Origin of the sequence: Mycobacterium sp., from assembly GCF_965230835.1 — a bacterium.
Taxonomy (GTDB): domain Bacteria; phylum Actinomycetota; class Actinomycetes; order Mycobacteriales; family Mycobacteriaceae; genus Mycobacterium.
The window spans coordinates 2658070-2673201 of the sequence record NZ_CBDDLW010000002.1 but is presented as its reverse complement, the minus strand read 5'-3'; the positions used below and the strand labels follow the sequence as shown (position 1 = coordinate 2673201).

The following is a 15132-nucleotide window of genomic DNA, read 5'->3' as shown; positions in this document are numbered from 1 at the left end:
TTCATCGTGACCCACCCTGGTCGCCAACCAGCACCATCGCCTCGTCCAGTTCGCGGACATCGGTGGTGTCCCAGGGTTCCGCCCAGCCCGCGACGTCAAGCACGGCAGAAATCACCTGGCCAGTGAATCCCCACACCAGCATCTCGTTCAACAGAAACGCCGGGCCGGCGAGGCGCCGGCTGAAAGTGCGCCGGTACACCATGAGCCGATTCGCCGGATTGATGAAAGCGCGCACCGGCACCCGCGCCACCAGCGCCGTCTCGGCCTCGTCGACGACGCCTACCGGGCCCGGGTCCGGCGAGTAGGCCAACACCGGGACAACGTGGAACCGGGACGGGGCAATGAACGTCCGCTCCAGAGTGGCCAGTGGATGCAACCTCCCGACATCGATTCCCGTTTCCTCGCGCGCCTCTCGTAACGCAGTGGCGACCGGGCTGTCATCGCCGGGATCGGATGTGCCCCCAGGGAACGCCGCCTGACCGGCATGGTGCCGCAATGTCGATGCCCGCACGGTCAACAGCAGGTCAGCATCATGCGGGACGCGTTCCGAAGACGCCGAGTCCGGACCGGAAAACAGCACCAATACGGCCGCCTCGCGGCCGTCGCCCCGTATCGATGCCTTCGCCGTGGCCGCCGTGACCATCGCCAGCACATCCACCGGCAGCCGACGCCGGTACGCATCAGGTATCGCACCAACATTGTCGACCAGCGGACGCAGCCAGGACGGACCGACGTCAGGCGTCAGGGCCAATGCTGCATTCACCGGCGACTCCCTGCCTCGATATTGCGCGTCTCCTCATGGGGCCGCCCCCGCTGCCCGCATCGTCGCCGAGCGGGCTCTCATCCGGCCTCGTTTCCCACCGCAGCCCCGATCTGGTCGGCTGAGTCGAAAACCCGCAGCAGGGTTTGGGCAACGCTACCGTCCGGCCGTAGCACCACCGTCGCGGGCATCACATTCGCAACCCGCAGCGCCGCCGCCACCCGTCGACGACCATCCTGCAGCGTCGGCAGCCGAACGCCAAGATCGGCCAACCGCAGCAACGCAGCCGTCTCGTTTTCGTCTTGATGTACCGTCACGACCATCACCTTGGGCCCGACCCGCCGCTGATATTCGGCCATGGCGGGCAATTCGGCGATGCACGGCTCGCACCAGTACGCCCATAAATTGATGATCACCCGACGCCCAAACAGGGCGCGGGCCACATCGACAGCCGATCCGTCGGCCGCGCATTCCACCACCACGCCATGTAGGGCCGCCGAGCTGGAACCACCGCCAGCCGAGACGGGACACGGCGGTAAATCCGCACGCTCGCGGGGCTCAGCTAGGGCAGCCGGGGTGTCCGCGTCGCGATGTTCACGCTGAGCCGGTGTCTGGGTCGTGGCGTTCGGCTCCGAGTTTGCGCCCAGTTCGGCGACCAACGCCGCCACCAAAACCGCGACCAAGGCCAGGATCGTGATGGTCCAGCGGGCGCTTCTGGTCATGGTCTTCATGGCGGACCCAACGCGGGTTTCCTGAGGTGAAACGAGCCCAAAGTTAGCTTTACACCCAGGCTCACGCGTGAGGCCAGCTTCACGTTTGTGTGACTCCGGTGCTAAAGCCCAGCCAGGGCCAGCAGGTGCTCGGTCTCCGGGCCCTGAACCAGCGGCGCGGCCAACAGCGGTTCAGTCGGCCCCAACCCGAAGGAGGGACAGTCTTTGGCCAGCACGCACACACCACACGCCGGTTTGCGGGCATGGCACACCCTGCGACCGTGGAAGATCACTCGGTGGCTCAGCAGCGTCCACTCCTTGCGTTCAATCAGGTCACCAACCGCGTGCTCCACCTTGACGGGGTCTTCCTCGACCGTCCAACGCCACCGCCGCGCCAATCTCCCGAAGTGGGTGTCGACGGTGATTCCGGGAATATCGAATGCGTTTCCCAGGATGACATTGGCAGTCTTGCGCCCCACTCCGGGCAGAGTTACCAGCTCGTCCATGGTGGCCGGCACCTCACCGTCGAACCGCTCAACCAACGCCTGGCCCAGACCGATGAGCGAAGTCGCCTTGTTGCGGTAGAAGCCGGTCGAGCGAATCATCTCCTCAAGCTCAACGCGGTCCGCCTGGGCATAGTCGCGCGCCGTGGGGTACCGCGCGAACAAGGCCGGTGTCGTCAAATTCACCCGCTTGTCGGTGCTTTGCGCCGAAAGAATGGTGGCCACCGCTAGCTCAAGGGGCGACCTGAAGTCCAGCTCGCAGTAGACGTGTGGGAATGCCCGCGCCAATGTGCGATTCATCCGCCTTGCCCGTCGCACCAAGCCCGTTCGGGTTTCGGCCGACCACCGCCTCGCAAGGCCGGCGGCGGGCATCGCTGACTTTGACCTAGAACGCCCCGACGACCTCGCTGCAGTCACCTACGACAGAGTACTGATTTCGTGATCCCGCTGAGACCTTGGCCATGTTTACTCTTTCTGTGTCGTGGTTGCTGGTGGGCTGCATTCCGGGGTTGTTGATGCTGACGACCCTTGGGCTAGGACGGTTGGAAAGGGCGCTTACCGGCGACACAGTCGCGGCGACCGAGACGGCCCACGATTGCGAACAGGCCGAGCCAGTGGATGTGCGTACGCTGGCTCGCGGGGGAATGCCGGACGCGGTGGACTACCTACATCGACGCCACGGCCGGCAGCGCGTCGATTCACCGCCGCCCACTTCCTACACAGACGCGGCTCATACCGAGCCGTTCTTTGCCACACACCTCACCAACCACTACACGGCCGAGTTGCCAACCCGGGCATATGACCCCGCGTGGGCAAATCGCCAGTTGACGACAGCCCGGCGGGCCAATCGTGTGTAGTTTGGGCACGAATCGTGCGTAGCGTGGGCACGAATCGTGGGGCCGATTGGCCTATCTGTAGACTCTACGCTGGCCAGAGGTTTGGTCTGCCCATATCACTTCGTTGGAAAGCTGAAGAAGCAACGTGGACGAGATCCTGGCAAGAGCAGGAATCTTCCAAGGGGTTGAGCCCAGCGCTATCACGGCGCTTACCAGGCAGCTACAACCCGTCGATTTTCCCCGTGGACACACGGTTTTCGCTGAAGGCGAGCCGGGTGATCGGCTATACATCATAGTCGCGGGCAAAGTCAAGATCGGGCGCCGCTCACCAGACGGCCGGGAGAACCTACTGACGATCATGGGCCCGTCGGACATGTTCGGCGAATTGTCGATCTTCGACCCAGGGCCACGAACCTCCAGCGCGACCACGATCACCGAGGTTCGAGCGGTGTCGATGGACCGCGATGCGCTGCGGGCTTGGATCGCCGATCGCCCCGAAATCGCCGAGCAGCTACTGCGGGTGTTGGCCCGGCGACTGCGCCGCACCAACAACAACCTGGCCGACCTCATCTTCACCGATGTCCCCGGCCGCGTGGCCAAACAGCTGCTGCAGCTCGCCCAGCGGTTCGGCACTCAAGAAGGTGGCGCGATGCGGGTCACCCACGACCTAACTCAAGAGGAGATCGCCCAGCTCGTGGGCGCTTCGCGGGAAACCGTCAACAAAGCCCTGGCCGATTTCGCTCATCGCGGCTGGATTCGCCTTGAGGGTAAGAGCGTTCTGATCTCTGACTCCGAACGACTCGCCCGCCGGGCAAGGTAGCACTTCCGTACCGAGCGCTACTTAACCCCGCAGGTAAGCCACCTGCGCCTGTACTGACCATTCCGCCGCATCCCAAAGCTTCTCGTCGACATCAATGTAGACGTGCTCAACGATTTGGCGGATTGTGGCGTCGTCGCCCAGATCCCGCAGCGCGGAACGCACCTGCTCCAATCGCTCGTGCCGATGCGCCAGGTATCTCGACGCCACGGCTTCGAGGTCGGCTAACTCGGGCCCGTGCGCAGGTAGCACCATCCGCGGCCCCAGACCGCGCAGTCGATGCAGGGAGTCCAAGTATTCCGCGAGGTTGCCATCGTCTTTGTCGAGGACCGTGGTGCCACGACCCAGCACGGTGTCCGCGGTCAGCACTGCGTCATCGAGGACGAACGACACCGAGTCGGCGGTGTGCCCACGACTCGCCAGCACCGTGATCTTCAATCCGGCCGCGTCAATCACTTCGCCATCGGTCAGCGTCACGCTGGTGGCGTCTTAGGACTGGTGTAAAAACGCTGGGCGCATGTTCCTGGTGGTCATGTTACGCGGCGGTGGTGTCGGTCGTGGTTGTTGTGGTGGGGGGATGCAGTGGGCGGGGTGGCTCGAGCAGTTGGTGGCGTAGTTCTTGGAGGTGGCGGCTGGTCGCTGATGTTTGGGTGACTCCGCGCCAGCCGCGGCTGGCGCGGTCGAGGACGGCCCATACCAGCGACAGACAGCTGGTTTCGCCGGGTAGGCGGCCGATGACCTTGACCCGGCGACGGGATTCTCCGAAGGTGCGTTCGATGAGGTTGGAATGGCGGATGCGTGTCCAGTGTTGGCGGGGGAAGCGCAAATGCACGCTCAGCGAGGCGAAGTCGTTGGCCAGGCAAGCGACCGCGGCTGGGTAGAGCCCGCGGTATGTGGTGGTGAACTCCTCGGCGCGGCGGGTGGCTTCATCCACGGCCTGCTGGCCGGGTGGCTGGTCAATGTCATCGAAGATCGACCAGAACGCGGCTTTGATCTCGTCCTGGACCGCGACAGGTGTCTTGGCGATGACGTTACGGCAGCGATGGATCAGACACCGCTGACGCAGGCTTGCCGGAAACGTGGTCTCCCATGCGGCGATCAGGCCCGGCGCCCCGTCGGAGATGCCCAGTAGCGGCGGGCGTAGTCCCCGGTTCCTCAGGTCAGCCAAGAAGTCGGCCCACGCATCAGCCGACTCCGCTGCGGCTGGGGCCAGCCCAATAAACAGGGGCTTGCCGTCGGTGCAGATGCCCCAGGCGGCCAGCACCGGCTCGGCCGGGGCGTTGGGATGCATCCGAAAGTTCGAGGCATCCAAGAACAGGTAGTCCAACACCAGCTCATCAAGGCGTCGAGACGACCACGCAGCGAACTCGTCTTTGATGGCCGCACAAATCCGGCTCACCGTCGAGCGCGACAACGCCGCCTACGAGCCCAGCACCTCGGCCAACGCGGCCTCGATGTCGCGATCCGACAAACCGCGCACCCATCCCGAAATCACCAACGCCTCCAGAGCGTGGGTGCGCGTCACCCCGGCACCGAATAGCCGCGAACAGAACCGCTCGTCGGTGTCGCGTAGTTTCGGGCGGCATAATTCGACCGAGCCCATCGTGGTCTTCACCGTCGCCGGCGGTTGATACCCATTGCGGTACCCGCCCGGGCCGTCCTGAACCCGACGCTGGTGACGGGCTCGGCCCAACACTGCTTCTACCTCGGCCTCCACGGCGACCTGAAACACCAGACGCACCGATAACCGCCCGACCTCCTCCAAAATCTCGGTCAACGGCCGCTCGGTCGCGGCGAACAACTGATCCATCTCAACACGCACACGCTCAATCGGCGATACTCGCTTGGTCACGGGCGTAGCCCCTCCTTCATAGCTTTCGTCGGTTGCGACGGAACCTACGCCCGTGACCATTTACACCAGCGATGAGACGCGACCGTCACGCTATCGCCGCGCAGGAATTTCGGATCCACGGCGCGTACCGGCGCACCGGTCAGCCCAACCAGCTTGTCGATGCCATCGGTGTGGTCGCCATGCCGATGACTGATCAACACCAGCTCAACGCGGCCCAGTGCAGCAACCCGGGCAATGTGCTCGTCGTCGTCTGGCCCGGGGTCGACAACGACCAGCTCGTCGCTCCGAGGGCCACGCAGCACCCAAGTGTTGGTGCCCTCTAACGTCAACAGCCCCGGATTGTCGGCCAACATGACCGACGCAGTGTCAGTGACCGCACGCAGCTGGCCGTATGCGGGATGCTTCAGCGGCTCGGCGATCTCGGACATGGCCGTTAGCCGACCTCCACGATCAGCTCCACTTCCACCGGAGCGTCCAGCGGCAGCTCGGAGACGCCGACCGCTGAACGGGCATGGGCTCCGCTTTCGCCAAACACCTCATACAGTAGATCGGAGGCTCCGTTTATGACGCCCGGCTGACCATTGAAACCCGGTGCGGATGCGACGAACCCGACAACCTTAACCACGCGGATCACTGCATCGAGGCCCACCAGCGAGTCCACCGCTGCGAGCGCGTTAAGCGCGCACAACCGAGCCATCGCCTTGCCCCGCTCCGGGCTGACCTCGGCGCCGACCTTGCCGGTACCGGCCAATTTCCCCGCGTCAAGCGGCAACTGACCTGCCGTATAAACCAGGTTGCCGGTGCGGACCGCCGGAACGTAGGCCGCTAGCGGCGCCGCCACCGGCGGCAGCGTGATACCGAGTTCCGCGAGCCGTGAATTCCAGGAGGATGAAGCATTCATTGACACACACCTTCTACTTCGGACGTTTTAGGTAGGCGACGTGCTGCTCACCAGTGGGCCCGGGCAGCACAGATACCAGTTCCCAGCCATCGTCACCCCATTGGTCGAGAATCTGTTTCGTGGCATGTGTGAGCAGCGGAACCGTTGCATACTCCCAGAGGGTGGGTTGGGTCATGACGCGAGCCTATCCGTCGGACTTGGCGGGCTCCCGCCAGCCCGTTGCGCCGCCAGATAGTCGCGCGGCAATCAGACCTACCGTTGGCACAAGTCGCGTGGCAGTCGGGCTAGCATGCGATTGTGGCAAACACATCTAGCGGCGGTAGTTCCGTCGGCTGGCCCGCGCGCTTATCGAAGGCGCGCTTGCATTTTGTAACGGGAAAAGGCGGTACAGGAAAATCAACGATTGCGGCGGCTCTGGCGCTGTCCCTGGCAGCAGGGGGCCGAAAAGTCCTACTCGTTGAGGTCGAGGGGCGTCAAGGTATTGCGCAGCTCTTCGACGTGCCGCCCCTTCCCTACGAGGAGCTCAAAATCGCGACCGCCGAGCGCGGCGGCCAAGTCAACGCGCTGGCAATCGACATCGAGGCCGCGTTCCTGGAATACCTGGACATGTTCTACAACCTCGGTATCGCGGGGCGGGCGATGCGTCGAATCGGCGCCATCGAGTTTGCAACAACGATCGCGCCGGGCCTGCGCGATGTGTTACTCACCGGCAAAATCAAAGAATCGGTGGTACGCCTCGACAAGAACCGGCTGCCGGTATACGACGCGATCGTTGTCGATGCACCGCCAACTGGCCGCATAGCGCGTTTTCTCGACGTCACTAAGGCGGTGTCCGATCTAGCCCGGGGCGGACCGGTGCACTCGCAGAGCGAAGGCGTGGTGAAGCTCCTCCATTCCGACCAGACCGCTATCCATCTGGTGACCCTGTTGGAAGCGCTTCCGGTGCAGGAAACGTTGGAAGCCATCGAGGAACTCGCCGACATGGAGCTGCCGATCGGCAGTGTGATAGTAAACCGCAATATTCCGGCCTATCTGGAACCTCACGATCTGACAAAGGCGGCCGAGGGCGATGTCGATGCGGATTCAGTTCGAGCTGGACTGGCTCTAGCTGGGATCGAGCTCGACGACGCCGACTTTGCTGGCCTACTGACCGAGACCATTCACCATGCCGCTCGAATCAGCGCGCGCGCCGAGATCGCCCAGCAGCTTGACGCGTTGCACGTGTCACGACTGGAGCTACCAACCATCTCCGACGGAGTCGATCTGGGCAGCCTGTACGAGCTGTCGGAATCGCTTGCCCAGCAGGGAGTTCGATGAGTATCGCACCGAAAACCCTAGATATGGCGGCAATCCTCGCCGACACCTCTAACCGCGTGGTGGTGTGCTGCGGCGCTGGCGGCGTGGGGAAAACCACGACGGCGGCCGCGATCGCGTTGCGGGCGGCCGAATATGGCCGCACGGTGGTCGTTTTGACGATTGACCCAGCCAAACGCCTGGCACAGGCGTTAGGTGTGAACGATCTAGGCAACTCACCACAGCGTGTACCGCTAGCCCCCGAAGTCCCCGGCGAGCTCCACGCCATGATGCTTGACATGCGCCGGACATTTGACGAAATGGTGGTCCAATATTCGGGAAACGAACGAGCACAATCGATTTTAGACAACCATTTCTATCAAACGGTCGCTACCTCGCTTGCCGGTACACAAGAATACATGGCCATGGAGAAGCTCGGACAGCTGCTGGCGCAAGACCGTTGGGACCTAATCGTGGTAGACACCCCTCCGTCGCGCAATGCGTTGGACTTCTTGGACGCGCCAAAACGGTTAGGCAGCTTTATGGACAGCCGACTTTGGCGGCTGCTACTCGCACCCAGCCGGGGTATCGGCCGACTAGTAACCGGCGCACTGGGATTAGCAATGAAAGCGCTGTCAACGGTGTTGGGTTCGCAGATGCTGGGAGATGCGGCCGCGTTCGTACAATCCCTAGACGCGACATTCGGCGGTTTCCGCGAGAAAGCAGATCGCACCTACGCGCTACTGAAACGGCGAGGAACGCAGTTTGTGGTGGTGTCAGCGGCCGAACCCGACGCATTGCGCGAGGCGTCCTTCTTTGTGGACCGGCTTTCGCAGGAAAGCATGCCGCTAGCGGGACTCGTCTTGAACCGCACCCACCCGATGCTGTGTGCGTTGCCCGCGGAACGGGCGATAGACGCAGTCGAAACGTTGGAAGCCAGTACCGCCGACTCGGCGACCGCGCCACTGGCGAAAGCTGTATTGCGGATCCATGCTGAGCGGGCACAGACCGCCAAGCGCGAGATCCGGCTGTTATCCCGGTTCACCGGGGCCAACCACCATGTACCAGTCATCGGAGTACCGTCGCTGCCATTCGATGTCTCCGATCTGGAGGCACTACGCGCGTTGGCGGATCAGATCACATCGGCGGGCGACGATGCGGAGCCAGTTGCGGCCCGCTGAGGAGCCAGCCAAATTCGGGTTCCGGAAGGCACGTGCTGGGAGGAGATTCAGGGCTGCACGATTGTGACTGCAGTCAGTAAGAAACGGCAGGAGATACCCGACCTGGGCACTAGGCCACAGGCGGTATGCAAACAGTAGCGACCAAACTAGCCGGCGGTGCCGGTGCGGCGTTTACGCTTCTCGAAGTACTCCGACCAGGAGACTACCTCGGGATGCTCTTTCAGCAGCGCCCTGCGCTGGCGTTCGGTCATTCCACCCCACACACCAAACTCGACTTTGTTGTCCAGGGCATCTGCACCGCACTCCTGCATCACCGGGCAGTGTCGGCAGATGACCGCGGCCTTGCGCTGCGCGGCCCCTCGGACAAATAATTCGTCTGGATCAGTGGTTCGGCACAGCGCCTTGGATACCCAGGCGATGCGCTCCTCGGCGTCGGCACTGCTGACTACGTTGTTTGCGATCGTTAGGTTGGTCCGCCTAGCCGACGGACGTGTTCCTGACACGAGCTGATCCCTTCCTCTCGGTCGCAATCGGCGACCGCCCTCCTCGGGTACAGCCGATGCTGCGGACTGCGCTACGCTGCGAACTACGCCACATTGTGCACATCGGTGTTACCTGAATCTCACTGTGAGATATAAGGTAGGTCGTCAGGTGCCAATTGCGCAACACTCCGATAACGATATTTTTGGGACGCGCGTGCCGTCTCGCCTTCACGAGCCGTTTGCGGCGTATCGACTTGATCCCGTTTATGGGCCCTGACCTGTGACGCGACCGAAAATATCGCTTCGCCCGTCGGTCGCGAGAGAAATGACCGCCGATTGAAGTTTTTTTGGGCCGAAGGGCGCGGCAGCCAGATCATCGATCGCTACTGTTGTACGCATGTCCGAGCGCCCCCCGGCAGTTCTTACCCTCTTGAAGCTTGCCGGGTGCTGCTTTCTCGCCAGCGTCGTGGCCGCCGCACTGATGTTTCCGTTGGCCGGCGGGCTGGGACTGATGTCCAATCGCGCGTCCGAGGTGGTCGCCAACGGTTCGGCTCAGCTTCTCGAAGGGGACGTGCCGGCAGTGTCGACCATGGTCGATGCAAAGGGCAACACAATCGCCTGGCTGTATTCGCAACGCCGATTCGAAGTGCCCAGCGACAAGATCGCCAACACCATGAAGCTGGCAATCGTTTCCATCGAGGACAAACGGTTTGCCGAACACAACGGCGTGGACTGGAAAGGCACCCTGACCGGGCTGGCCGGTTACGCGTCCGGCGACCTTGACACCCGCGGCGGTTCGACCATCGAACAGCAGTATGTGAAGAACTACCAGCTGCTGGTGACCGCTCAAACCGATGCGGAGAAGCGCGCCGCCGTCGAGACCACACCGGCGCGCAAGCTGCGCGAGATCCGTATGGCACTCACCTTGGACAAGACCTTCACCAAACCTGAGATCCTGACCCGATACCTAAACCTGGTGTCCTTCGGCAACAACTCTTTCGGCGTACAGGACGCGGCGCAGACTTACTTCGGCGTGAATGCGATCGACCTGAATTGGCAGCAGGCCGCGCTGCTAGCCGGGATGGTTCAGTCGACCAGCTCACTCAACCCGTACACCAATCCAGACGGCGCGTTGGCGCGACGCAACGTGGTACTGGACACCATGATCGAAAACCTTCCGCAAGATGCCGACGAGCTGCGCGCCGCCAAGGCCCAACCACTGGGGATACTGCCGCAGCCCAACGAGTTGCCTCGCGGCTGCATCGCTGCGGGAGATCGCGCATTTTTCTGCGACTACGTTCAGGCGTATTTGTCTCACGCTGGAATAAGTAAGGACCAAGTCGCCAAGGGCGGTTTTCTCATCCGCACCACGCTGGACCCAGACGTGCAGGTTCCGGTGAAAGCGGGAATCGATGAATTCGCCAGCCCGGACCTCGACGGCATCTCCAGCGTGATGAGCGTGATCAAACCGGGCAAGAAGTCGCACCAAGTGCTAGCAATGGCCAGCAACCGCCGCTACGGGCTAGACCTCGAAGCCGGCGAAACAATGCGACCCCAGCCGTTTTCCCTGGTCGGCGATGGCGCCGGGTCGATCTTCAAGATTTTCACGACAGCTGCCGCACTCCAGATGGGGATGGGCATCAACGCCCAACTCGATGTGCCGCCCCGTTTCGAGGCCAAGGGCCTCGGCAGCGGCGGGGCCAAGGGGTGCCCCAAAGCGACCTGGTGTGTGATCAATGCCGGTAAGTACGGCGATTCAATGAGCGTGACGAAAGCGCTGGCTACCTCGCCAAACACGGCTTTCGCCAAGCTGATCTCACAAGTCGGCGTCGGACCTACGGTAGACATGGCCATCAAACTCGGGTTGAGGTCGTACGCCAATCCGGGTACCGCCCGCGACTACAACCCCGACAGCAACGAGAGCCTCGCCGACTTCGTCAAACGACAGAACATCGGTTCGTTCACCCTGGGCCCCATTGAAGTGAACGCTCTGGAACTGTCCAATGTCGCGGCGACCCTCGCGTCCGGGGGGGTCTGGTGCCCGCCGAACCCTATCGACAAGCTGATCGACCGGAACGGCAACGAGGTCGCCGTAACAACCGAGACCTGCGATCAAGTGGTCCCGAAAGGCCTGGCAAACACCTTGGCCAACGCAATGAGCAAGGATGCCGTGGCTGGTGGCACAGCATCGGGTTCGGCCAGCGCTGCGGGCTGGAAACTGCCGGTATCCGGAAAAACCGGCACCACCGAGGCCCACCGCTCCTCCGGCTTCGTCGGCTTCACCAACCACTATGCGGCTGCCAGCTACATCTACGACGACTCCAGCTCTCCTACTGATCTGTGCTCTACCCCACTGCGCCATTGCAGCGACGGCAACTTGTACGGCGGCAACGAGCCGGCCCGCACCTGGTTTACCGCGTTGAAACCGATCGCCGACAAGTTCGGCGCGGTGAAGTTGCCACCGACCAATCCCCGCTATGTCGAGGGTGCACCCGGTTCCCGGGTACCGAGTGTGGCCGGTCTGGACGTAGACGCGGCGCGAAAGCGCCTAAAAGACGCGGGTTTCCAGGTGGCCAACAAACCCAACCTGGTCAACAGCACATCAAAGTACGGCCAAGTGGTCGGCACGTCACCGAGCGGACAAACCATTCCGGGTTCGATCGTGACGATCAAAATCAGCAACGGAATCCCGCCGCCTCCGCCGCCTCCGCCCGAGGGGGCGCCACCAGCGCCGGTCGGATCGCAGGTCGTCGAGATTCCGGGTCTGCCGCCGATCACTATCCCGTTGCTGCCCCCACCGCCACTACCGCCGCCGCCTCCGTAGCACCGGCAACGGCGCTGTGACGAACGAGACGCGCGCCCGGCCGACCCCCCACAGTAGGCTGCGTATATGGCTGATGTCTTGCCCGTCTTGCTACGCACCGGCGCTGTCGCCATGGGTTCGGCCCTCGCCGGGATCGGTTACGCATCGCTCGTCGAGCGCAACGCCTTCGTCCTGCGCGAGGTGACTATGCCCGTCTTGACGCCAGGATCGACACCGTTGCGAGTACTGCATCTCAGTGATGTGCACATGCTGCCCAACCAGCGCCGCAAGCAGGCGTGGCTGCGCGAGCTGGCCAGCTGGGAGCCCGACTTGGTGGTCAACACCGGCGACAATCTGGCGCATCCCAAGGCGGTGCCCGCGGTTGTCCAAAGCCTCGGCGAGCTACTTTCCCGGCCCGGGGTGTTCGTCTTCGGCAGCAACGACTACTTCGGACCACGTCTGAAGAACCCGATGAACTATCTGACCAACCCGAGCCACCGTGTCCGCGGCGAACCTTTGCCGTGGCAGGATCTGCGGGCGGCGTTCACCGAGCGCGGATGGCTCGACCTTACCCACACCCGCCGCGAATTTGAGGTCGCCGGGTTGCACATCGCGGCCGCGGGCGTCGACGACCCACACATCGATCGGGACCGGTACGAGACGGTTGCCGGTCCGGCCAGCCCCGCCGCGAACCTGCGGCTGGGCCTGACCCATTCCCCGGAGCCACGGGTGTTGGATCGCTTCGCCGCCGATGGCTATCAACTAGTGCTAGCCGGCCACACCCACGGCGGGCAGCTGTGCCTGCCGTTCTACGGAGCCCTGGTGACCAACTGCGGCCTCGATCGCTCCCGAGCGAAGGGGGCGTCGCGGTGGGGTTCGGACATGGGGCTACACGTCTCCGCCGGGATCGGTACCTCACCGTTTGCACCGGTCCGATTCTGCTGTCGTCCCGAAGCAACCTTGCTGACACTGGTCGCCAGCCCGATGGGCGACCGGGATTCCAGCAGCGACCTCGGCCGTTCACAGCCAACGGCTTCGGTTCATTGAACGATCAGACCCACATCACAGTCCGCAGCCAAGCCCGAGACTGGGTGGACAACGCAATTCGGCTGATCGAGGCAGATTCCCATCGCAGCGCCGATACCCACCTACTTCGCTATCCGCTGCCGTCCGCTTGGTGCACAGAAGTCAATGTAGAGCTGTACCTCAAAGACGAGACGACCCACATCACCGGCAGCCTCAAACACCGGCTAGCACGCTCGTTGTTCCTCTATGCACTGTGCAACGGATGGATCGGCGAGGGCACCACGGTAATCGAGGCGTCGTCCGGCTCAACTGCGGTGTCCGAAGCCTACTTCGCGGCCCTTCTGGGCCTCCCGTTCATCGCGGTTATGCCAGCGGCTACCAGCGCCTCGAAAGTGGCGTTGATTGAAGCACAAGGCGGTAGCTGCCATTTCGTGGACAAGTCGAGCCAGGTATACGCCGAGGCCGAGCGTATCGCGGAGCAGACCTCCGGACACTACCTCGACCAATTCACCAACGCGGAGCGCGCAACCGACTGGCGCGGCAATAACAACATCGCCCAGTCGATCTTTGAACAAATGCGTGACGAGACGCACCCGGTCCCGGAATGGATCGTGGTGGGCGCCGGTACCGGCGGAACCAGCGCGACCATCGGTCGCTACATCCGCTACCGGCGGCACGCGACGCGATTGTGCGTGGTCGACCCTGAGAATTCCGCGTTTTATCCCGCATACGCCGAAGGCCGGTACGACATTGTCATGCCGACGTCGTCGCGCATCGAGGGCATCGGTCGACCGCGCGTTGAGCCGTCGTTTTTGCCGGGGGTGGTCGACCGCATGGTTGCTGTCCCCGATGCGGCGTCGATCGCAGCCGCGCGCCATGTGAGTGCCGTCCTAGGACGGCGCGTAGGGCCTTCGACAGGCACCAACCTGTGGGGAGCGTTTGGTCTGCTCGCAGAGATGGTCGCGGCAGGCCGCAGCGGTTCGGTGGTCACCTTGCTCGCCGACAGCGGCGACCGCTATGCCGACACGTATTTCAGCGACGAATGGGTCAGTGCCCAAGGGCTCGATCCGACCGGCCCCACCCATGCCCTGGGTGAATTCGAACGTTCCTGCCGGTGGACCTGATGGGTGACGCCGCGGTTTGGCTACTCAACGGGCCGGTGCGATAGGCTGTCGTGGCTTGAAGCGGGGTGTGGCGCAGCTTGGTAGCGCGCTTCGTTCGGGACGAAGAGGCCGTGGGTTCGAATCCCGCCACCCCGACTCACACTTCAAGCGACCCATAGGTTCGGGGCGAAGCGGACCGTAGCGGTTCATCGCCACGCACTCAGTCCTCCCTACGCAAGGACCGCTCCCGGCCTTACCCCAGCCAACACTTCAGCAGCAAGCCGTTCCTCTCAATTGGATGCCTCGGTTTGGGTGTCTCTTCTCTGCCTATACAAATCGGTCCGATATCTGACTTGACGGACGGAACCGCCACCGATGATGTCGATGCGATCGTGTCCGTCGGGCCACCATCCGGCCAGTTCATAAAAGCGGCGAGCCCGCATGTTCTCCGAGAGCACCCACAAAGAAGCGTGACGGTAACCAGCTTGACGCAAATGCCCACAGCCAGCGTCGATCAGTATCCGGCCGATCCCCGCCCCCCAACGCGACGGATCCACGTACAACGACCAGACCTCGCCAGTATCCGCGACGTCTGCATCCCGCGCCTGGCCAATGGTCACATGTCCGCATACGGTTTCGCTATCGACGGCAACCATGGTGCGCGGGCCGTGCGGATCACCAAACCCGTATCGGCTTGCGCTGTCTTCAGGACGCAGGGCATCCAGATAGTCCTGATCGATAAGTCCGCGATAGCTCTGCTGCCAGGATCGGACATGGACCTGCGCAACAGCCATCGCGTCATCGACCACCGCTTCGCGCACACAGACCACCACAGCAGTATCGGCAGTAGCACACGATTATCGCC

The 15132-nt window shown here is 63.0% G+C and carries 14 protein-coding genes, 1 tRNA gene and 3 pseudogenes; 8 read left to right on the top strand and 10 right to left on the bottom strand.

Annotation, left to right across the window (positions count from 1 at the left end):
• Position 1: 1 nt before the first annotated feature.
• From ACO07W_RS12665 to nth, 3 genes are all read right to left on the bottom strand, one after another.
• Positions 2-763: an NUDIX hydrolase gene (locus ACO07W_RS12665; RefSeq protein WP_421843628.1), complete on the bottom strand. Its 762-nt coding sequence runs from the start codon at positions 761-763 to the stop codon at positions 2-4.
• A 77-nt stretch (positions 764-840) separates the two neighbouring features.
• Positions 841-1482 carry a TlpA family protein disulfide reductase gene (locus tag ACO07W_RS12660; protein WP_421843626.1) on the bottom strand — a complete coding sequence of 214 codons (642 nt, stop codon included), beginning with the start codon at positions 1480-1482 and terminating at the stop codon, positions 841-843.
• Between the two features lie 110 nt (positions 1483-1592).
• A complete protein-coding gene (nth, locus tag ACO07W_RS12655; protein WP_421845966.1) occupies positions 1593-2345 on the bottom strand; it encodes an endonuclease III in 753 nt (250 codons plus the stop codon).
• Positions 2346-2434: 89 nt separating this feature from the next.
• On the opposite strand from nth, the gene ACO07W_RS12650 reads away from it, so the two are divergent.
• A complete protein-coding gene (locus tag ACO07W_RS12650) occupies positions 2435-2830 on the top strand; it encodes a hypothetical protein (RefSeq protein ID WP_421843624.1) in 396 nt (131 codons plus the stop codon).
• A gap of 124 nt (positions 2831-2954) precedes the next feature.
• Positions 2955-3629 carry a cAMP-activated global transcriptional regulator CRP gene (crp, locus tag ACO07W_RS12645; RefSeq protein ID WP_421843622.1) on the top strand — a complete coding sequence of 225 codons (675 nt, stop codon included), beginning with the start codon at positions 2955-2957 and terminating at the stop codon, positions 3627-3629.
• 21 nt (positions 3630-3650) lie between these two features.
• On the opposite strand, the pseudogene ACO07W_RS12640 reads toward crp, so the two are convergent.
• From ACO07W_RS12640 to ACO07W_RS12620, 5 genes and pseudogenes are all read right to left on the bottom strand, one after another.
• Positions 3651-4100, bottom strand: a pseudogene (locus ACO07W_RS12640) (MBL fold metallo-hydrolase); the annotation flags it as partial.
• Positions 4101-4161: 61 nt separating this feature from the next.
• A pseudogene (locus ACO07W_RS12635) lies at positions 4162-5436 on the bottom strand (IS256 family transposase).
• Positions 5437-5558: 122 nt separating this feature from the next.
• A pseudogene (locus ACO07W_RS12630) lies at positions 5559-5906 on the bottom strand (MBL fold metallo-hydrolase); the annotation flags it as partial.
• A gap of 5 nt (positions 5907-5911) precedes the next feature.
• The gene (locus tag ACO07W_RS12625; RefSeq protein ID WP_421843620.1) at positions 5912-6379 is read right to left on the bottom strand and encodes a RidA family protein; all 468 of its coding nucleotides are present in this window, start codon (positions 6377-6379) and stop codon (positions 5912-5914) included.
• A 13-nt stretch (positions 6380-6392) separates the two neighbouring features.
• Positions 6393-6554 carry a hypothetical protein gene (locus ACO07W_RS12620; protein WP_421843618.1) on the bottom strand — a complete coding sequence of 54 codons (162 nt, stop codon included), beginning with the start codon at positions 6552-6554 and terminating at the stop codon, positions 6393-6395.
• Positions 6555-6673: 119 nt separating this feature from the next.
• Between ACO07W_RS12620 and ACO07W_RS12615 the strand changes: the two genes are divergently transcribed.
• Positions 6674-7696 carry an ArsA-related P-loop ATPase gene (locus ACO07W_RS12615; RefSeq protein WP_421845965.1) on the top strand — a complete coding sequence of 341 codons (1023 nt, stop codon included), beginning with the start codon at positions 6674-6676 and terminating at the stop codon, positions 7694-7696.
• A complete protein-coding gene (locus tag ACO07W_RS12610; RefSeq protein WP_421843616.1) occupies positions 7693-8853 on the top strand; it encodes an ArsA family ATPase in 1161 nt (386 codons plus the stop codon). Before ACO07W_RS12615 ends, ACO07W_RS12610 begins: the two co-directional genes overlap by 4 nt.
• Before the next feature lie 146 nt (positions 8854-8999).
• Here the strand turns inward: ACO07W_RS12610 and ACO07W_RS12605 are convergent, their stop codons facing one another.
• A complete protein-coding gene (locus ACO07W_RS12605; RefSeq protein WP_421843614.1) occupies positions 9000-9356 on the bottom strand; it encodes a WhiB family transcriptional regulator in 357 nt (118 codons plus the stop codon).
• A gap of 376 nt (positions 9357-9732) precedes the next feature.
• On the opposite strand from ACO07W_RS12605, the gene ponA2 reads away from it, so the two are divergent.
• The 4 genes from ponA2 to ACO07W_RS12585 all read left to right on the top strand — a co-directional run bounded on the left by ponA2 (position 9733) and on the right by ACO07W_RS12585 (position 14423).
• A complete protein-coding gene (ponA2, locus tag ACO07W_RS12600; protein ID WP_421843612.1) occupies positions 9733-12159 on the top strand; it encodes a transglycosylase/D,D-transpeptidase PonA2 in 2427 nt (808 codons plus the stop codon).
• A 66-nt stretch (positions 12160-12225) separates the two neighbouring features.
• Positions 12226-13185: a metallophosphoesterase gene (locus ACO07W_RS12595; protein ID WP_421843610.1), complete on the top strand. Its 960-nt coding sequence runs from the start codon at positions 12226-12228 to the stop codon at positions 13183-13185.
• Positions 13182-14288, top strand: coding sequence for a PLP-dependent cysteine synthase family protein (locus ACO07W_RS12590; RefSeq protein WP_421843608.1), 1107 nt, complete (start codon positions 13182-13184; stop codon positions 14286-14288). Before ACO07W_RS12595 ends, ACO07W_RS12590 begins: the two co-directional genes overlap by 4 nt.
• Positions 14289-14349: 61 nt before the next feature.
• A tRNA-Pro gene (locus tag ACO07W_RS12585) sits at positions 14350-14423 on the top strand.
• Between the two features lie 134 nt (positions 14424-14557).
• On the opposite strand, the gene ACO07W_RS12580 is transcribed toward ACO07W_RS12585, so the two are convergent.
• The gene (locus ACO07W_RS12580; protein WP_421843606.1) at positions 14558-15088 is read right to left on the bottom strand and encodes a GNAT family N-acetyltransferase; all 531 of its coding nucleotides are present in this window, start codon (positions 15086-15088) and stop codon (positions 14558-14560) included.
• Positions 15089-15132 lie beyond the last annotated feature (44 nt).